This window comes from Pseudazoarcus sp. NS36 (assembly GCF_059703705.1).
In genome coordinates this window covers 114,721-134,448 of sequence record NZ_BAAKJA010000009.1, presented here as the reverse complement: position 1 = coordinate 134,448, position 19,728 = coordinate 114,721, and the positions used below count along the sequence as shown (strand labels likewise).

The window sequence follows — 19,728 nt, the reverse complement described above, 5'->3', positions numbered from 1 at the left end:
TCAGAAAATCCAGAATCTGCTCTTCCGTAAAACGCTTCTTCACTGCCGTCTCCTGTTCGGATAACGGACTCTACTAAGTTCAGCGTGGTACTGAAAACGGGGAGCAGGTCAATGGTATGTTCTCCAATTACCTGCACCTCACACTGGTCATGAAGGGCGAGTGCGACTACAACGCTTATCTTGATGCCGTAATAAAATCCAGCTCTGATCGGTCAGTGGATTTTAGTCGAGTAGAAATGATAATTGGCATCTATGGTTCAGAGATTCGACAATCGTATGACCAAGTGATTGAGGCTAGAACGAGAGTTAACTCGGTTATTTTCGACCATAAGCAGGCCTACTCGCAGGGAAAGCCTGGAGGCCATTTCTTGGAGCCGTTTACATCCGTGCAAATCGTTTTGGAGCAAGAGTGTGAGGCGCTCAAGGAGGCAATCGCCCGGGCGGCGCGCGGGGCCTAAAGGGGATCATAAGCTGGAATGGTAAGTTTGGGTCAGGTCTATATTTTAGAATCGTATAAAATATAGACCTGACCCGCATTCTCTACGCATTCTCTAGGGCGTATATATGTCAATACATGAGCTAGATCTTCTAGAAAATTCGTTAGACAGCTTGGCTGAGGCGCTTTCAAAATTCGAAGAGGGCGAAAATGAAGAGCCGAAGGCATATAAATTTGCGGTTCTTCATCTTGCTCATTTTATAGAACTAATATTTAAGCATCACATAGCATCACATAGCATCACATAGCATCACATAGCATCACATAGCATCACATAGCATCACATAGCATCACATAGCATCACATAGCATCACATAGCATCACATAGCATCAAAGCATCCGCTTCTTATATACAAAGATCCATTCTCGCAAAAACTAGACCGAAACAAGACTATCGGGCTTTGGGAATGCATTAACTTCATTAACAACGAAGACCCAGAAACTGTCTCTCCGGAACTGAGAAAAGATCTAGAGTGGATAAAGAAGCTCAGAAATGAAATCGAGCACCACAAATTCACAATGGATGTCTCGCAAGTGCGAGGCACTATCGGTCGTCTATTTCGTTCAGTTATGGAATTTCTTTATGATCATACTGAACTAGATATCGAAAGTCATATACCGGTTCACACAAAAGAAACATTTAAAGTTCTATCGGATGAGTATGAATTTTCAATTCGTACCGCCATCAAAAAGGCGGACGGAGTGGAGGAAGAAAATCCAGTAGATTTTTCTTCAGATCCCGATGCAAATCCAGTGCGTTTAGACTGTCCAGGTTGTGGCCACTTTACCCTAGTAGTCAACAATGAATCGGAGACGGGTTATCGTTGTACGTTCTGTGAGAACGAAGAAAGTGACGAGCTGCCAGGTGCGTGTGACATTTGTGGGGCTCATGCAACTCAAGGAGATCTGCATTATTGGCCGCTGGATGAAGGTGGCTCTGAGGCTCGATGTTATTACTGCTCAGGCAGATACCAGGCAGATAAGGATGAATGAAAAAGATTTTTGGTTATCGAGGTGATCCATTTTTGAGCGGGACGGATTTGGGGTCACGGGACGGATTTGGGGTCAGGTCTATATTTTAGACTCGTATAAATCGAGACCTGACCCCGCATTCTTTCCACAACGGCCGGGCACTTCAACCGTTAGGCTTTTGGGTTAACCATGACTATCGACATAAAAAATGCGACCGAACAACTGGAAGCTATCAGGGACATTCTCGACAAGATTTCCCACTGGGCCGCACCCTCCATTGTGCGTACATTGGCCCTGATACTTTCTGTCGCTTTCGTGATCTTTGGGGCGAGCTTCTTTTATGTGGGCGGTTTGCTTGATAGCTCCAAGGAAACTACAGAGCTCCACAGTCGGAAGTTAGCGCTAGGTACTGAGCAAAGCCTTCTGCGATATGCGCGCGACCTAGTATCGGAGTGCATTGATGCCACGAAAGAAGAGGAGGCTCTAGCCGGCCTATACTGCCGAAGTGCCGAGGAGGCTTATCTGGCACGATCGACCGTTGAGCCGTACAAGAGTCACGCAGTCGTTTCCACGCAACAAGACGCATATCGGTTTATGCGGGCAGATCTTCAAAGCAGGATCGAAATCGGTGAAGCAGAAATTGATAGGTTGGCATGGTCGAACCCAGCCGGAAAGACCCTAGACACACTCCTAAGAAGCAATGTCGTTGCACTCTTCGTCACGGGTGCTGCCTCTGGATTGTTGTTCTTGTACTGGCTGGTACTCCGCGTTCGCCGAAAGCCGTCCGCCAACTCCGCGGCTGAGGCCTAACAGTTCGTCCAAGCCGACGCAGCTTCGCGGCGCGGCTCAACTCAGGCGTTGAACGACAGCTTTCCTCAACGACCATCGGCATCGGGGGCTGTAGTGGTCTGTCGCGGGTGCTAGCGTGTTCACAAGGGCGTGCGACCCGGCTCGTCGCGCATGTCCGGTATCCTTCACACATGTCCGCTACCCCCGAACTTCCGCCCGGTTTGATCCTCGTGCACGGCAACCGTGCCGAGGCGCTGCGCGACGTGTTGGTGGCGTGGATGACGCACCACCCGCTGGCGCCGCTGGAGGACGAGGTGGTGCTGGTGCAAAGCAACGGCATTGCGCAGTGGCTGCGGTTGGCGCTGGCGGATGAGCGCGAGGGGGGTTGCGGCATTGCGGCGGCGATGCGTTTCGATCTGCCGTCGCGTTTCTTCTGGCGTGTATATCGCGCCGTGCTGGGCCGTGAGGCGGTGCCGGAGGCCTCGCCGCTGGATGAGTCGCGGCTGGTGTGGCGGCTGATGCGCTTGCTGCCGGAACTGCTGCAAGACCCGGTGTATGCGCCGCTGGCGCGCTTTCTTTCTGATGACGCCGACGCGCGCAAGCGCTTCCAGCTGGCCGGGCGGCTGGCGGACCTCTTCGACCAGTATCAGGTGTACCGCGCCGACTGGCTGGCGGCCTGGGCGGCGGGCGAGGATGTGCTGCCCGACCTGCTCGGCCGGCACGATCCGCTGCCCGAGGACCAGCGCTGGCAGCCGGCGCTGTGGCGGGCGCTGTGTGCCGATCTGGCGCGGGCCGGTCTGCCCGCCACGGGCGGCCGCGCGGCGGTGCATGAGCGTTTCATGGAAGTGGTGGAGTCAGCCGGTGACGCCCGCCCGCCGGGCCTGCCGCGCCGCGTGCTGGTGTTCGGCATCTCGTCGCTGCCGCAGCAGTCGCTGGAAGTGCTGGCGGCGATGGCGCGCTGGTCGCAGGTGCTGATGTGCGTGCACAACCCCTGCGAGCACCACTGGGCAGACATCGTGCAGGGGCGCGAACTGCTGCGCCGCGAGCGGGCCAGCCGGCAGCAGCGCCGCGCGGATTTCCCGGAAGAACTCGCCGAGGACGCGTTGCACGCCCACGCCCAGCCATTGCTTGCCGCCTGGGGCCGGCAAGGGCGGGATTTCATTGCACTGCTCGATTCCTATGACGACGCCACCGCGCGCGGCCGCCACGCCGAACTGCTGGCCGGCATCGGTCAGCGCATCGACCGTTTCGAGCCCACCGGCGGCGCAACGCTGCTCGCGCAACTGCAGGACGACATCCGCGATCTGCGCCCGCTGGCCGAGACGCGCGAGAACTGGCCAGCGGTGGCGCCCGACGATCACTCGATCCAGTTCCACATCGCCCACAGCCCCCAGCGGGAAGTCGAAATCCTGCACGACCGCCTGCTTGCCGCCTTTGACGCCGACCCGGCGCTGCGTTCGCGCGACATTATCGTGATGGTGCCGGACATCGACGCCTACGCGCCGCACGTGCGTGCCGTGTTCGGCCTGCACGATGCGAACGACGCACGCCGCATCCCGTATTGCCTGGCCGACCAGGGCAGCCGCGCCACCGACCCGCTGGTGCAGGGGCTGGAACTGCTGCTGGGCCTGCCCAACGCGCGCGTCACCGCCAGCGACGTGCTGGACCTGCTCGACGTGCCGGCGCTGCGCCGCCGCTTCGGGCTGGACGAATCCGACCTGCCCACGCTCGCGCGCTGGATTCGCGGCGCCAACGTGCGCTGGGGCCTGCACGCCGAGCATCGCGCCGCGCTCGATCTGCCGCCCACGGACGCCGCCGACCACACCTGGTTGTTCGGCCTGCGCCGCATGTTGCTCGGCTACGCCGCCGGGGGCGACGTGGCCTGGCACGGCATCGAGTCGCATGGCGAGATCGGCGGGCTGGATGCGGCGTTGCTGGGGCCGCTGGCGCAACTCGTCGCGCGGCTGGACGCGGCGTGGCGCGCCTTGCGCGAGCCGGCCGCGCCGCAGCAATGGCGCGAACGTCTCGCAAAGCTGCTCGCCGACTTTTTCGACGCCGGTGATGACGCGGAAGCCGCCCTCACCGTCGAACGCCTCAACACCGCGCTCACCGACTGGGCCGACGCCTGCCTTGAGGCCGGGCTCACCGAGCCGCTGCCGCTGGCGGTGGTGGCCGAGCACTGGATGAGCGCGCTCGACGCCGGCGGCCTCACGCAGCGCTTCTTCGCCGGCGCGGTGACCTTCGCCACGCTGATGCCGATGCGCGCCATCCCCTTCTGCCACGTCTGCCTGCTCGGCATGAACGACGGCGACTACCCGCGCACCCGCGCGCCGCTGGATTTCGACCTGATGGGCCGCCCCGGCCAGATGCGCCCCGGCGACCGCTCGCGCCGCGAGGACGACCGCTACCTGTTCCTGGAAGCGCTGCTGTCGGCGCGCGACGTGCTGTACGTGTCGTGGGTCGGCCGCAGCATCACCGACAACGTCGAGCGTCCGGCCTCGGTGCTGGTCGGTCAGTTGCGCGATCACCTCGCCGCCGGCTGGCGCGCGGCGGATGGCGCTGACCTGCTGAAGCGGTTGACCGTCGAGCACCGGCTCCAGCCCTTCAGCCCGGCGTATTTCGGCGCCGACCCCGTGTTGTTTACCTACGCGCGCGAGTGGCGCGAATCCGCTGCCGTACGTCCTGCGGGCGACGCCGCGCTGGAGCCGCTCGTCAGCGACGAGCCGCTCACGCTCGACGAGCTGTCGCGCTTCCTGCGCGATCCGGTGAAGGGCTTTTTCCGCACGCGCCTGGGCGTGGACCTGTCGCGTGAAGAGGCTGTCACCGATGACGTCGAACCCTTCAACGCCGATGGCCTGCACCGCTGGCAGCGCGGCGACGAACTGATCACCGTGCAGGCGCGCGCGCTGGCCGCCGGGGGCGATGTCGACGCCGCGCGCGAAGCCGGGCTCTCGCGCATCGCGCGGCGTGGCGACTTCGCACCGGGCGGTTTCGGCGTGGTCGAGGCGCACGAACTCGCGCTGCCGATGCAGGCGCTGTTCGAGCAGTACGCCGCCGAGCTGGCGCTGTGGCCGCAGGTGCTGGAAGCCGAAGCCGTGGCGGTGGAGGCCGACGTCGATAGTCGCCGTCTTGCGCTGGCCGACCGCCTGAGCGGTCTGCGTGCCGACGCTGCCGGCGAGCGCGCCCGCGTGCGGCTGGTCGCCAGCAACGTGGTCGACGGCAAGAAGGGGCGCTGGCGTCATCACGTGTTGTGGCGCCACTGGCCGGCGCACCTCGCCGCGCAGCTGGGCGGGCCGACCGTCACGCGTCTGCTCTCCGCCGTGGGCGATGCACGCTTCGCGCCACTGCCCGCCGACACCGCGCGCGAGCTGCTGGCCGACCTGCTGCGCGCCCGCGACACCGGCCTGTGCCGCCCGCTGCCCTTTGCAGTGAAGACCGCGGCCGAACTGCTCACCGGCAAGACCGCGCGCAAGACCTACGAGGGCGATGATTTCAACTCCGCAGGCGAGCGCGGCGACGACCCGCATCTGGCCCGCGCCTGGCCCGACTACGCCGCGCTCGAAGCCGGCGGGCTGGCGGAGTGGGCCGAGCGCCTGCTGCGGCCCATGCTCGATGCCCTGCATGACGGCGACGGGGAGGGCGAATGAGCATTGCGCATCCGCTCGACGCCGCGACCTTTCCGCTGTCCGGCAGCCGCCTGATCGAAGCCGCCGCCGGCACCGGCAAGACCTGGACCATCGCCGCGCTGTATGTGCGGCTGGTGCTCGGCCACGGTGGTGACGCGGCCTTTGAGCGTGAGCTCGACCCGCCCGAAATCCTGGTCGTGACCTTCACCGAGGCCGCCACGCGCGAACTGCGCGACCGCATCCGCCGCCGCCTGAGCGAAGCCGCCAGCGCCTTCGAGCAACCTGACTCGGAGGCCGATGAATTCCTCACCGGACTGCGCGCCGGCTATGCGGCCGAAGAACTGTCCGGCCGCGCGCGCCGCCTGCGCATGGCCGCCGAATGGATGGACGAGGCGGCGGTGTCCACCATCCACGCCTGGTGCCGCCGCGTGCTGGCCGAACACGCCTTCGACAGCGGCAGCCCTTTTGCGCTGAAGCTGGAAACCGACCATTCCGAACTGCGGCTTGAAGCCGTGCGCGACTGGTGGCGCAGCTTCATGCTGCCGCTGCCGGCCGAATCCGTGGCCGAGGTGCGGCGCTGGTGGGCCGCGCCGGACGTGCTGGCCGAGGCGCTGAAGGATGTGCTCGGCCACGCCGACCGCCTGCCCCCGGCTGACGATCCGGCCGCGACGCTGGCCAGCGCGCTGACCGAGCGCAACCTTCTGCTGGCCGATCTGAAGGCGCCGTGGGCTGAGTGGGTGAATGAGCTGCGCGAACTCTTCGAGCAAGGCCGCGAACAGGGCGTGACCCTTCGCCGTGACTGGTACGACGGCTGGCTGAATGCGCTCGACGCATGGCAGGCCGACCCGGACGCCATCGAGCCGGCCCGTAGTGATTCGATCTTCAAGCGCTTCTCGCCGGACGGCATTCGTGATGCCTGGAAGAAGAAGGGCGAACCGCCCGATCATCCGGCCTTTGCCGCCATCGAGGCCCTGCAGCCGGCGTTGGCCGAGCTGCCCGATGCCCGCGCCGACGTGCTGCGCCACGCCGCGCGCTGGGTGGCCGCGCGCTTCGAGGCCGAGAAGCGCCGTCGCGCCGAGATCGGCTTCGACGACCTGCTCGCGCGCCTCGCCGCCGCGCTCGAAGGCCCCAACGGCCCGCAGCTTGCCGCGCGCATCCGCGCCAAGTACCCGGTGGCGCTGATCGACGAATTCCAGGACACCGACCCGGTGCAGTACCGCATCTTCGATGCCGTGTACCGCGTCGAAGCCCCCGCAGAAGGCTGCGCGCTGGTGCTCATCGGCGACCCCAAACAGGCCATCTACGCCTTCCGCGGTGCCGACATCCACACCTATCTGGTGGCGCGCCGCGCCTGCGCCGGACGGCTGTACACGCTCAACCGCAACCACCGCTCGACTACCGGCATGGTGGATGCCGCCAACCGCGTGTTTGCCTTTGCCGACCGGCAGGCGGACGGCGCCTTCCTGTTCGGCGCCGGCGCCGACAGTCCGGTGCCGTTTGCGCCGGCTGCCGCGAAAGGGCGCGAGGAGCGTTTCGAGTGCGCCGGCTCGTACGTCGCGCCGCTCACGCTGTGGCATCTGCCCGCGCCCGAAGGCAAGGCCAAGCGCGGCGACGAGCGCGCGCTGATCGCCGCAAGCTGCGCCAGCACCATCCGCCGTCTGCTCGCCGATGCGCAGGCCGGTTTCCGGCAGGGTGAGAACTTCACGCCGCTGCGCCCGGCCGACATTGCGGTGCTGGTGAATACGCGCAGCGAGGCGGCTATCGTGCGCGAAGCGCTGGCCGCGCGAGGCGTGCGCAGCGTCTATCTGTCGGGGCGGGACTCGGTCTTTGCCAGTGCGCAGGCCGCCGAGTTGCAGCTGTGGCTGGAAGCCTGCGCCGAGCCGGATGCGCCGCGCAGCGTGCGCAGCGCGCTGGCCACCGCCACGCTGGGGTTGGACTGGGCGGCCCTCGATGCGCTGGACCGCGACGAGCGCGCGTGGGAAGAGACCGTGCTGCGCTTTCGCACTTACCGCGAGGTGTGGCGCCGCCAAGGCGTGCTGCCGATGCTGCGCCACCTGCTGCACGACCACGATGTGCCGGCGCGCATGCTGGCCATGGACGGCGGCGAGCGTGTGCTGACCGATCTGCTGCATCTGGCCGAACTGCTGCAACAGGCCAGCCAGACGCTGGACGGCGAGCACGCGCTGATCCGCTACCTCGCCAGCGAATGCCAGGACGCCGCCGACGGCACCAGCAATGAGGGCCGCCAGATCCGGCTGGAGAGCGACGCCGACCTGGTGCAGGTCGTTACCGTGCACAAATCCAAGGGCCTCGAGTACCCGCTGGTCTTCCTGCCCTTCGGCTGCTCGGCGCGCGACCGCGACGGCAAGAAACTGCCGGTGGTGTGGCACGACGAGGCTGGCGCGCTGCAGCTCTCGCTGGTCGAGCACGCGCACGGTCGCGCGCGGGCCGAGCACGAACGCCGCGCCGAGGACGTGCGCAAGCTCTACGTCGCGCTGACCCGCGCGCGCCATGCCACCTGGGTCGGCGTGGCGCCCTTCGATACGCTCAAGGCCAGCGCGCTCGGTCATGTGCTGGGCGAGGTCGATGCCGCTGAACTGCCCGGCCGCCTGGCCGAACTGCGCGGCGACTGCGAACACATCGCCGTGGAGCTGGCGCCCGAACCCGACCGCGAACGCCTGATCGAAATGGCCGAAGCCACACGCATGCAGGCCCGCACGCCCACCGCAGCCCCGCGCGAACCGTGGTGGATCGCTAGCTACTCCGCGCTGCGCACCGCCGGAGGCACACCGGATACGCCGGGGGAGGACGTCTTCCGCGAAGTGTTGTCCGAACCGGCCCCTGAAGCGGCGCAGACCAAACCCGCGCCCGGCAGCGTGCACGCCTTCCCGCGCGGCGCCGCCGCCGGCACCTTTCTGCATGACCTGCTTGAATGGGCCGCACGCGAAGGCTTTGCGGCCATCGCGGCCGACCCTGCGCGACTGCAGGCCGAAGTCGAACGCCGCGCCACACCGCGCGGCTGGGCCGAATGGGTCGCTCCGCTGACCGACTGGTTGCAGGCGCTGATCACCACCCCATTGCCGCTGCCCGACGGAGCGCGCTGCGCGTTGGCCGAGCCGGCCGTACTCAGCCCGGAACTGGAGTTCTGGCTGTCGGCCGGCCGTGTCGAAACACGCGAGCTGGACCGCCTGGTGTGCGCCCACACGCTGGACGCCGCACCGCGCCCGGCGCTGGAATCCACGCAGCTGCAGGGCATGTTGAAAGGCTTCATCGACCTCGTGTTCGAGTACGACGGGCGCTATTACGTCATCGACTACAAGTCCAACTGGCTCGGCGCCGATGAGGCCGCCTACACGCCGGACGCGATGCGTGCGGCGATTCTGGAAGCGCGCTACGAATTGCAGTACGTGCTGTATCTCTTCGCGCTGCACCGCCAGTTGCGCGCGCGCCTGCCGGGCTACGACTACGACCGCCACATCGGCGGCGCGGCCTATGTGTTCCTGCGCGGCATCGGTGCCGAATCACGCGGCGTGCATGTGGAGCGGCCGCCGCGTGAGTTGATCGAGGCGCTGGACGAACTCTTTTCTGCGGGGGTGCCGGCATGATTCCGTGTCTCTCAGCCACCCCGCTGCCGCAAACGCCAGCCACCGAGATCGCCGCCCACATCGAACGCTGGGCCGAGCGCGGCTGGCTGCGGCCGCTCGATGCTGCCTTTGCCGGCTTCCTGTGGCGCGAGGCGCCGGATGCGCCGGGCCTGCTGCTGCTCGCCGCCGCGCTGGCCAGCCATCAGCTCGGGCGCGGGCACGCCTGCCTGGACCTGACGGCCACGCTGGCCGATCCGGACTTCGCGCTGTCGCTGCCGCCGGACGGTGTGCAGGACGCCACCGATACGCCGCGCAGCTTGCTGGCCGGCGTGGATGCCGCCGCGTGGCGCGCGGCGCTGACGCACCCGCAACTGGTCGGAGAAGGCGAGGGCGATACGCCGCTGGTGCTGACCGGCGAGCGCCTGTATCTGCGCCGCTACTGGCGTTTCGAGCAGGCCGTGATCGCCGCAGTGTCGGCGCGCGTGGCGGCACCCGCCGCAGCGCCGGCCGCCGACGTGCGGCGCGTGCTCGATGATCTGTTTGAGGCGTCCGACGACACCGACTGGCAGAAGCTCGCCTGCGCGCTGGCCGCGCGCAGCGCCTTCTCGGTCATCACCGGCGGCCCCGGCACCGGCAAGACCACCACCGTGGTGCGCCTGCTCGCGCTGCTGCAGTCACTCGCCCTGCAGGTCGACCCGGCGCGGCCGCTGCGCATCCGGCTGGCCGCGCCCACCGGCAAGGCCGCAGCGCGGCTCAATGCGTCCATCGGCGGTGCACTGGCGATGCTCGATGTCGATGACGCCGTGCGTGCGGCGATTCCCGCCACCGTCACCACGCTGCACCGCCTCCTCGGTGCGCGGCCCGATTCGCGCGCCTTCCGCCATGACGCCGACACGCCGCTGGCGCTGGACGTGCTGGTGGTGGACGAGGCCTCGATGGTCGACCTGGAGATGATGGCCGCCGTGCTCGCTGCGCTGCCTGCCGGCGTGCGGCTGGTGCTGCTCGGCGACCGCGACCAGCTCGCCTCGGTCGAGGCCGGCGCGGTGCTGGGCGTGCTCGCCGCCCGTGCCCGTGAGGGCCATTACACGCCGGAGTCCGCCAGCTGGCTGACCGAAGCGAGCGGGCAGACGATTCCGGCCGAGTACATCGACGCGACCGGCACCGCGCTCGACCAGAGCATTGCCATGCTGCGCGTGTCGCGCCGCTTCGACGCCGCCAGCGGCATCGGCAAACTGGCCGAGGCGGTGAATGGCGGTGCGCCGGCGACAGTGCGCTCTGAACTCGCCGCCGCACATGCGGATGTAGTCAGCCGCACCGGCGCGGACGCGCTCGCCGCATTGCGCAGCGCCGTGCTCGACGGAACTCGCGGCTGGCTGGAACTGGCGCGCGAAACCGTGTCGGCCGACGACGAGGCTGCAGACGCCGCCGCCCGCGCCGTGCTCGAAGCCCATGCCGCCTTCCAGGTGCTGTGCGCGGTGCGCAAAGGGGAGTGGGGTGTCGAAGGCCTCAACCGCGTTATTGCGCGCTGGCTGACTGCAGCCGGGCGTATCGACACCGGCCACGACTGGTACGCCGGCCGCCCGGTGCTGGTCACGCACAACGATTACGGTCTGGGTCTGATGAACGGCGACATCGGCGTGACGCTGCTGCGCCGCGAGGCGGATGGCAGCGAGCGATTGCGCGTGGCCTTCATCGCCGCCGACTCCGGGCGCGTGCGCTGGGTGCTGCCCAGCCGCCTGCGCGCGGTCGAGACGGTGTTCGCGATGACCGTGCACAAGTCGCAGGGCTCGGAATTCGGCGCCGTCGCGCTGGTACTGCCCGACACCGTCAGCCCAATCCTGACGCGTGAACTGCTCTATACCGGCATCACCCGCGCGCGCTCACGACTGGCGCTGTTCAACCCCGGCGGCGAGCGCGTGCTCGACACCGCCGTCACCCGCCGCGTGCTGCGCGCCAGCGGGCTGGACGCGCTGCACGGCAAGGCTGGCTAACGGCGCTCGCGCTGGTAGTCCTCGTAGCTGCGGTTGGCATCCTGCAGGCAGCGTTCGCGGCGGTCGGGGTCCTTCTCCTGCTGGCATTCCGAGCGCTGCGCGTCGCGCCCGAAGGCGTAGCGCTGGCGGCTGCTGCAGCCACTCACTGCAAGCGCGGAGAGGCCCAGCAGGGAGAGCAGCAGGCGGCGTCGGTGGGGCATGTCCGGCATGGCAAATCCCTCATTCCGTGATGACATCGGGTTGGCCATGGTATCGCCGGACGGGGTGGACGTCTTCAGTGCGTGGCGCTGAGGGCTGTGGCGGTGTCGCGAATGCAGTCGATGAGTTGCGCGCAGGTCGGCGTGCGCAGGCGCGAGCGCAGCGTGATGATGCCCACCGGCGGCAGTTCGATCGGCACTTCGATGGCCAGCACCTTGAGCAGTCCTTCGCGCTCACAGTGGCGCGCCACGCTGCGCGCGACGAAGCCGATGGCCGGGCGTGCCCGCACGAAGCTCAGCGTGTTCACGAAGGACGCGGTCTCGATCAGGTCTACCGGCGGGTTCAGGCCGTGCTGGTAGAACATCTGGTTGAGCTTGATGCGTGACGAGGCCCATGGTGGCGGTACCACCCAGGGTTCGCGCGCGAGGTCGTCCCAGCTGGGTGCGGGGTTCGCTGCCAGCGGGTGGTCGGGGCGCGCGACGATGCTCATGGGCTCGTCGTACAGCGCCTCGGTTTCGAGGTCTGGCGCGGCGTAGCCCGGCTCCAGCCGGCCCACGATCAGATCCAGTTCGCCCACGCGCAGGCGCGGCAGCAGCCGCGTGAGGTCGCCTTCCTCGATGAACACCGAGGCATGCGTGCTGCGTTCCTTCAGGCGCGCCACGGCCTGCACCAGCAGGGCCGGCGTGGCCACCACCATGGCCCCCACACTGACGCGCCCGGCCGCGCCGCTGCCGACGGCGGCGATTTCGTCGCAGGTGCGCGCGTAGTCGGCCAGCACCGAGCGCGCAAAGCGCACCACGGTGGCGCCGTAGGGCGTGGGCTCGGTGCCGCGCGTGGAGCGCACGAACAGCTCCAGCCCGAACATGCGCTCGATCTCGGCCACGGTCTTGGACACCGCCGGTTGCGTGAGTGAGAGGAATTCGGCGGCGCGGCCGAGGTGGCGGAACTCGTCCAGCGCCACCAGCAACTGCAGATGACGCAGCTTGAGGTTGGAACGCAGCACGCGGTCGATGTCGCTCATGGCGGCTCCCGGATACATAACTAAATTGCAATGAAGATAGGACAAAACTTCATTGGATGGCAATGATGCGGCGGGTCGATACTGCGACCACTCCGATTCCTCCGGGCCGCATCCATGTCTCTCGCGAGCTGTACTTCGCACTCTCCGCTGATCTGTCTGCATGCCGACGATGACGTGCTGGTGGCACGCCGTCAGATCGCGCTGGGCGAACTGCTGCCCGAACTGGGGCTGCGGGTGCAGGCCCAGGTACCGGCCGGCCACAAGGTGGCGGCGCGGGCCATCGCGGCGGATCAGCCGGTGCGCAAGTACGGCACGGTGATTGGCATTGCGCTGCGCGACATCGCCGCCGGCGAGTACGTGCATTCGCACAACCTCGGCCTGCCCGAGGTCAGCGGCGACCCCGCCTACGGCGAGGACCTGCGCCCGGTGGATTACCTGCCCGAGGCGCAGCGTGCGCGCTTCATGGGCATCGTGCGGGCCGACGGGCGGGTGGCCACGCGCAATTACATCGGCATCCTGTCGTCGGTGAACTGTTCGGCCACGGCCATCCGCAACATCGCCGCCCACTTCACGCCCGAGCGGCTGGCGGCCTGGCCCAACGTCGACGGCGTGGTGGCCTTCCCGCAGAACAGCGGCTGCGGCATGTCTTCGCCCAGCGAACATTTCGACGTGCTGCGCCGCACGCTGGCGGGCTATGCGCGCCACCCCAATCTGGCCGGCGTACTGATCGTCGGTCTGGGCTGTGAGCGCAATCAGGTGGCCGATCTGGTGGCCTCACAGGGGCTGGAGACCGACTGGAAGCTGCGCACGCTGGTGATGCAGGACACCGGCGGCACGCGCGCCACCATCGAGGCCGGCATCAAGATGATCGAGGGAATGCTGCCGGCCGCCAACGACGTGCGGCGCGAGCCGGTGAGCGCCAGCCACCTCAAGATCGGCCTGCAGTGCGGCGGCTCCGACGGCTTTTCCGGCATCGGCGCCAACCCGGCGCTAGGCGCGGCGATGGACATCCTCGTGCGTCACGGCGGCACCGCGATCCTGTCCGAAACGCCCGAAATCCAGGGCATGGAATTCATGCTCACGCGCCGCGCGGTATCGCCCGAAGTCGGCCGCAAGCTGCTCGACCGGCTGGAGTGGTGGAAGGGCTATGCGGCCGGCCAGAACAGCCAGTTCAACGGCGTGGTCGGGCCCGGCAACCAGGCCGGCGGGCTGGTGAACATCGTCGAGAAATCGCTGGGCTCGGCCATGAAGGGCGGCACCACGCCGCTGCGCGAGGTGTATCAGTACGCCGAGCCGATCGACCAGAACGGCTTTGTGTTCATGGATTCGCCGGGCTACGACCCGGTGTCGGCCACCGGGCAGATTGCCTCGGGCGCCAACCTGATCTGCTTCACTACCGGGCGCGGCTCGATGTTCGGTTCCAAACCGGCGCCGACCATCAAGCTCGCTTCCAACACCCCTATGTTCGAGCGCCTCGCCGAGGACATGGACATCAACTGCGGTCTGGTCATCGACGGCGAGCTGAGCATCGAGGCCATGGGCGAGCAGATCTTCGAACACCTGCTGCGGGTGGCCTCCGGCGAGCGCACCTGCAGCGAGAAGCTGGGGTTGGGCGACAACGAGTTCGTGCCCTGGCATCTGGGCATCGTGAGCTGAGGAGGCGGCCATGTCCGAGCACACCATCCCCACACAGAATTTCATTGCCGGTTGCTGGCGCGAGGCTGCCGACGGCGCGCGTTTTGCGGTGACCGATCCGGCCGACGGCGCGCTCATCAGCGAGGTGCCCGACAGCACGGCCACGGACGCGATTGCGGCGGTGGACGCCGCCTCCGACGCCTTTCCGGCCTGGAGTCTGCGGCCGGCGCGCGAACGGGCCATGTTGCTGGCGCGCTGGCACGCGCTGATCCTCGCCCGTGAGGCCGAACTGGGTGCGCTGATCTCGCGCGAGCAGGGCAAGCCGCTGCGCGAGGGGCGCGGCGAAGTGGCCTATGCCGCGAGTTACGTCGAGTGGTTCGCCGCCGAAGCTGAGCGCATTCGCGGCGACGTCATCGCGCCGGCGGTGGGCGGCCGTCGCATGCTGGCGCTGAAGGAGCCGGTGGGCGTGGTGGCGGTGATCACGCCGTGGAATTTCCCGGCCGCGATGATCGCGCGCAAGATCGCGCCGGCGCTGGCCGCCGGCTGTACGGTGGTGGCCAAACCGGCCGAGGACACGCCGCTGACCTCGTTGGCGCTGCTGCGGCTGGCCGAAGAAGCGGGCTTTCCGCCCGGCGTGCTGAATATCGTGTGCGCATCGCGCGAGCGCACGCCCGAGGTGGTCGATGCCTGGCTGGCGGATGCGCGTGTGCGCAAGATCAGCTTCACCGGCTCGACGCCGGTGGGCAAGCATCTGGCGCGTGAATCGGCCGATACGCTCAAGCGCCTGTCGCTCGAACTGGGCGGCAACGCGCCCTTCATCGTGTTCGAGGACGCCGACCTGGAGGCCGCGGTGCAGGGCCTGATGGACGCCAAGTTCCGCAACGGCGGCCAGACCTGCGTGTGCCCCAACCGCGTGTATGTGCATGAGGCGGTGATGGAAGACTTCACCGCGCGGCTGGCGGCGCGTGTGGCGGCGCTGCGTGTGGGCCCGGCAAGCGAACCCGACAGCGACATCGGCCCGATGATCAATGCCCGCGCGGTGGAGAAGATCCTGCGTCACATCGACGACGCCGTGGCGCGCGGCGCCCGCGTGGTGGTGGGCGGCACGCGAGTGCTGGCCGAGCGCGGCCCGAACTATGTCGCGCCGACCGTGCTGGCAGACGTACCGACCGATGCCGTGCTGTGCGACGAGGAAACCTTCGGCCCGGTGGTGGCGCTGTGCGCCTTCCGTGACGAGGACGAGGTGCTGCATCTGGCCAACGACACGCCCTTCGGGCTGGCGGCCTACTTCTATTCGCGCGACGTGCAGCGCATCTGGCGCGTCACCGGCGCGCTGCAGAGCGGCATCGTCGGCGTCAATGCCGGCGCGCTGGCGGGGGCTGCGGCGCCCTTCGGCGGCGTCAAGGAATCGGGCTACGGGCGCGAGGGTTCGCGTCACGGGCTGGAGGACTACATGCACGTCAAATACGTCTGCGAGGGCAACCTCGCATGAATTCCCCGCAGGAGCAGAGCCCCCGAATGTCTCAGAGCGAATCGAGCGCCGCGCGCGACCCCATGGGCGCCGGCAACCCCTTCAAACAAGCCCTGCTGGAAGGCCGTTCGCAGCTCGGCCTGTGGATGTCGATGACCAGCCCCTACAGCGCCGAGATGTGCGCAACGGTGGGCTTCGACTGGCTGCTGATCGACACCGAGCACGCGCCCAACGACCTGCGCAGCGTGCTCGCGCACCTGCAGGCGGTGGCGCCGTATCGCTCGCAGGCGGTGGTGCGCGCCGGCCACAACGACGCGGTGGAGATCAAGCGCCTGCTGGATATCGGCGCGCAGAACCTGCTCATTCCGATGGTCGATACGCCCGAACAGGCCGCCGCCGCAGTGGGCGCCACGCGCTATCCGCCGCACGGTGTGCGCGGCGTGGGTGCGGCTGCGGCGCGTGCCTCGCGCTGGAACGGGCGGGCTGATTACGTGCAGCGCGCCAACGACGAGATTTCCGTGCTGGTGCAGCTCGAAACGCCCACCGCGCTGGCCAATCTGGACGCGATCTGCGCGGTGGAGGGCATCACCGGCGTGTTCATCGGGCCGGCCGATCTGGCCGCCTCCATGGGCCATCTGGGCAACCCCGGCCATGCCGACGTGCAGGCCGCCATCGACGACGCGATCACACGCATCGTCGCCGCCGGCAAGGCTGCCGGCACGCTGACCGGCGACGTCGCGCATGCGCGTCGCTATCTGTCGTTGGGTGCGACCTTCACCGCCGTCGGCTTGGATGTAACGCTGATGCTGCAGGCGGTGCGGGCCCGTGCGCGCGAGTTCGGGCTGGCCGATGCGCCGGCCCCGACGGGAGCAACCGTGTACTGAGTAGTGCTGTAATCCGATAAAACAAAAGGAGGGGACGACATGAACAAGTGGAACACCGCAGCGGTACTGTTCGCCGGGCTGATCAGCTCCGGCGCCGCACTGGCCGAGTATCCGGACAAGCCCATCACGCTGCTGATTCCGTATGGCGCGGGTGGCGGCACCGACGTGCTGGCGCGAGCCATGCAGCCGGCGCTGGAGAAATCGCTGGGCCAGACCATCGTGGTCAGCAACATGCCCGGTGGTGGCGGCATCCTCGGCTTCACCAAGGTCGCCGGCTCCAAGCCCGACGGCTACACCGTGACCATCCCCAACAACGTCATCTTTGCCACCCAGGGCATGGGGAACGCGACCTACAAGTACAAGGACTTCGACTACCTCGGCAACGTGCTGACCGAAGACTATGTGGTTACCGTGCGCGCCGATGGCCCGTGGAAGACCTGGCAGGAGCTGGTCGCCGACATGAAGGCCAACCCCGGCAAGGTCAGCTTCGGCTTCTCCGGTTTTGGCGGCTCGACCCACGTCGCCAGCGAGATTCTCGCCAAGGCCGGCGGCTACCAGGCGCGCCAGATTCCGCACGACGGTTCCAAGCAGGCGGTGCTGGCGGCGATGGGCGGCCACATCGATGCGCTGATGCTCAACCTCGCGGATGTCTCTGCGGCTCTCCAGTCCGGCAAGCTGCGGCTGGTTGCCACGCTTGGCGAGCAGCGTTCGACCGACTACCCGGACGTGCCGACGGTGCGTGAGCTGGGGCATGATCTGGTGCTGACCAACTGGCGCGGCATCGCCGCGCCGGCCGGCGTGGGTGACGACGTCAAGGCCGCCTGGGCGAAGGCGCTCGAAGCGGCGACCAGCGACCCGGAGTTCCGCAAGTTCGTGGCGGCGCAGGGCGCGCAGGTGGACTACGTGCCGCCGGGCAAGGCGCTGGATGCACGCATGCACAAGACGGCCGAATCCTTCATCGAGACGGCCCAGCAACTGAAGAAATGATGTCGCCGCCCGGCCCCGCACGGGGCCGGGCAGGTGGCACGAGGGGTGAGACATGTTCCGCATCAACGAGCGCCAGATCTTCTACCTGCTGCTGATCGCCGGCGCGGGCTTCTTTCTGCACATGGCGCGTGCGATTCCGTCGGGCATCGGCGTTCCGGGTGATCCGGGCGCGGGCTTCCTGCCGTTCTGGGTGAGCGCGCTGATCATGCTGCTGGTGGGCTATCTGCTGGTTGCGGAAACGCTGTGGGAGAAGTCCGAGTCGCCGCGTTTCAGCCGGCATGAGGCCATGGTGCTGGGCGTGACGCTGGCGGCCATCGTGGTCTATCTGCTGTTGCTGTCGGTAGCCGGATTCCTCGTCAGCACGCTGCTGTTCCTGTGTGCCTTCCGCCAGTTCTCGCACTGCATGATGCGCGGCGAGGGCGTGTCGCTGCGCTCGTTGGCCGCCTCCGCGCTGTTCGCGGTGCTGGTGACCGGCTTCGTGTATCTCGTTTTCGCGGTGCTGTTCAAGCTCGCCTTGCCCTGAGCCCGCGGAGGAATCGACATGTTTGGACATTTCGCGGACGCCGCCAGCCTGTTGCTGGACGTCGGCCTGCTGCTCTCGATTGCCGCCGGTACCGTGCTGGGCCTGATCTTCGGGGCCCTGCCGGGCCTCACCGCCACCATGGGCGTGGCGCTGCTGCTGCCGCTGACCTTCGGCATGGGCCCGGTGGCGGGCATGGGCATGCTGCTGGGGGTGTATTGCGGCGCCATCTCGGCCGGTGCCATTCCGGCGGCGCTGCTCAACATTCCCGGTACGCCGTCGTCGGTGGCGACCACGCTCGACGCCTTTCCGATGGCGCGCAAGGGCGAGCCCGGCCGCGCGCTGGGCCTGTGCGTGGTGGCCTCTCTGATCGGCGGCCTGATCAGCGTGGCGGTGCTGGCATTCTCGGCGCCGTTGATCGCCGACGTGGCGCTGCGCTTCAGCACCGTCGAGTACTTCGCGCTGGGTCTGTTCGGTCTGACCATCATCGCCTCGGTGTCCGACAGCTTCGTGAAGGGGCTGGTGGCAGGGCTGATCGGCATCCTGATCTCGCTGATCGGCATTGATTCGCTCACCGGCATGCCACGCCTCACGGCCGGCATCCCCGAACTGATCGGCGGCGTGGAGTTCATGCCGGCGCTGATCGGCCTGTTCGCGCTGTCGCAGATCCTGGGTGACCTTGCCGCGCGAGACACGAGCGGTGGGGTGTCCGGCATGCGCATCCGCAACGCCTACCCGCGCTTCCGTGAAACCTTCGGGCTTTGGAAAGTGTGGTCGAGCAGCTCGCTGATCGGCGCCATGGTCGGCGCCATTCCCGGTGCCGGCGGCAGCATTGCGTCCTTCCTCGCCTACGACAGCGCCAAGCGCATGTCGAAGACGCCCGAGAAATTCCGCACCGGCCACCCGGAAGGCATCGTCGCCACCGAATCGGCCAACAACGGCATGACCGGCGGTGCGCTGGTGCCGATGATGACGCTGGGCATTCCGGGCGATGCCACTGCGGCCATCCTGATGGGCGGCCTGCTCATCCACGGCCTGCAGCCGGGGCCGATGCTGTTCCAGAATCACGCCGACATCGCCTACGGCATCATCCTGGCCTTCCTCGTCGCAAACCTATTCATGTTCGCCTTCCAGTCCATCGGCATCCGGCTGTTCGTGCGCGTGCTGCAGATTCCGCGCTCGTATCTGATGCCCTTCATCCTGGTGATGTGCGTGGTGGGCGGCTATGCCGTCAGCGGGTCGCTGGGCTCGGCCTGGATCCTGCTGTTTTTCGGCGTGTTCGGCTACTTCCTGGCCCGCCACGGTTTCAGCGCGGCGCCGGTGGTGCTGGGCATGATCCTCGGCTACATGGTGGAGTCCAATTTCCGTCGCGGCATGGCCATGCACGACGGTGACTGGACGGTCTTCCTGACCCGTCCGATCAGCGCCAGCTTCCTGCTGCTGGCGGTGTTGTCGATGGCTGTGCCGGCCTGGCGCTGCTGGCGTCGTCTGCGCGCAGACAAGGCCGCGCAGACGATGGCGGAAGGCGTCGGTCGCCCCTCCTGAGCTGGACGG

The 19,728-nt window shown here is 67.1% G+C and carries 13 protein-coding genes; 11 read left to right on the top strand and 2 right to left on the bottom strand.

Going from position 1 to position 19,728, the window contains the following annotated elements; translation table 11 throughout:
* The first annotated feature begins 1,015 nt into the window (after positions 1 to 1,015).
* The 5 genes from AC6H0R_RS14565 (at position 1,016) to recD (ending at position 11,458) form a co-directional block, all read left to right on the top strand.
* Entirely contained in the window at positions 1,016 to 1,489 is a 474-nt protein-coding gene (locus AC6H0R_RS14565; protein WP_497582091.1) for a hypothetical protein, read from the top strand.
* Positions 1,490 to 1,657: 168 nt separating this feature from the next.
* Complete coding sequence (locus AC6H0R_RS14560; protein WP_497582090.1) at positions 1,658 to 2,278, top strand: hypothetical protein; 621 nt, start codon at positions 1,658 to 1,660, stop codon at positions 2,276 to 2,278.
* Positions 2,279 to 2,448: 170 nt separating this feature from the next.
* A complete protein-coding gene (gene recC, locus AC6H0R_RS14555) occupies positions 2,449 to 5,904 on the top strand; it encodes an exodeoxyribonuclease V subunit gamma (protein ID WP_497582089.1) in 3,456 nt (1,151 codons plus the stop codon).
* The gene (gene recB / locus AC6H0R_RS14550; RefSeq protein ID WP_497582088.1) at positions 5,901 to 9,488 is read left to right on the top strand and encodes an exodeoxyribonuclease V subunit beta; all 3,588 of its coding nucleotides are present in this window, start codon (positions 5,901 to 5,903) and stop codon (positions 9,486 to 9,488) included. The genes recC and recB overlap by 4 nt, the downstream gene beginning before the upstream one ends.
* A complete protein-coding gene (recD, locus tag AC6H0R_RS14545) occupies positions 9,485 to 11,458 on the top strand; it encodes an exodeoxyribonuclease V subunit alpha (protein ID WP_497582087.1) in 1,974 nt (657 codons plus the stop codon). The genes recB and recD overlap by 4 nt, the downstream gene beginning before the upstream one ends.
* Here the strand turns inward: recD and AC6H0R_RS14540 are convergent.
* Positions 11,455 to 11,658 (bottom strand): hypothetical protein, encoded by a 204-nt coding sequence (locus AC6H0R_RS14540; protein WP_497582086.1) that lies wholly within the window; start codon positions 11,656 to 11,658, stop codon positions 11,455 to 11,457. The genes recD and AC6H0R_RS14540 overlap by 4 nt on opposite strands.
* A gap of 74 nt (positions 11,659 to 11,732) precedes the next feature.
* A complete protein-coding gene (locus AC6H0R_RS14535) occupies positions 11,733 to 12,677 on the bottom strand; it encodes a LysR substrate-binding domain-containing protein (RefSeq protein WP_497582085.1) in 945 nt (314 codons plus the stop codon).
* Positions 12,678 to 12,791: 114 nt separating this feature from the next.
* Here AC6H0R_RS14535 and AC6H0R_RS14530 point away from each other — a divergent pair, with 114 nt between their 5' ends.
* Genes AC6H0R_RS14530 through AC6H0R_RS14505 form a run of 6 tightly spaced genes read left to right on the top strand, consistent with a single transcriptional unit; the run spans position 12,792 to position 19,719 of the window.
* Entirely contained in the window at positions 12,792 to 14,333 is a 1,542-nt protein-coding gene (locus AC6H0R_RS14530) for a UxaA family hydrolase (RefSeq protein WP_497582084.1), read from the top strand.
* A 10-nt stretch (positions 14,334 to 14,343) separates the two neighbouring features.
* Positions 14,344 to 15,804: an NAD-dependent succinate-semialdehyde dehydrogenase gene (locus AC6H0R_RS14525; RefSeq protein ID WP_497582083.1), complete on the top strand. Its 1,461-nt coding sequence runs from the start codon at positions 14,344 to 14,346 to the stop codon at positions 15,802 to 15,804.
* A 26-nt stretch (positions 15,805 to 15,830) separates the two neighbouring features.
* Positions 15,831 to 16,667 carry a 4-hydroxy-2-oxoheptanedioate aldolase gene (gene hpaI / locus AC6H0R_RS14520; protein ID WP_497582082.1) on the top strand — a complete coding sequence of 279 codons (837 nt, stop codon included), beginning with the start codon at positions 15,831 to 15,833 and terminating at the stop codon, positions 16,665 to 16,667.
* Between the two features lie 39 nt (positions 16,668 to 16,706).
* Positions 16,707 to 17,654: a tripartite tricarboxylate transporter substrate binding protein gene (locus tag AC6H0R_RS14515; protein WP_497582081.1), complete on the top strand. Its 948-nt coding sequence runs from the start codon at positions 16,707 to 16,709 to the stop codon at positions 17,652 to 17,654.
* A gap of 52 nt (positions 17,655 to 17,706) precedes the next feature.
* Positions 17,707 to 18,177 carry a tripartite tricarboxylate transporter TctB family protein gene (locus AC6H0R_RS14510; protein ID WP_497582080.1) on the top strand — a complete coding sequence of 157 codons (471 nt, stop codon included), beginning with the start codon at positions 17,707 to 17,709 and terminating at the stop codon, positions 18,175 to 18,177.
* 18 nt (positions 18,178 to 18,195) lie between these two features.
* Complete coding sequence (locus AC6H0R_RS14505; protein ID WP_497582079.1) at positions 18,196 to 19,719, top strand: tripartite tricarboxylate transporter permease; 1,524 nt, start codon at positions 18,196 to 18,198, stop codon at positions 19,717 to 19,719.
* Positions 19,720 to 19,728: the final 9 nt, after the last annotated feature.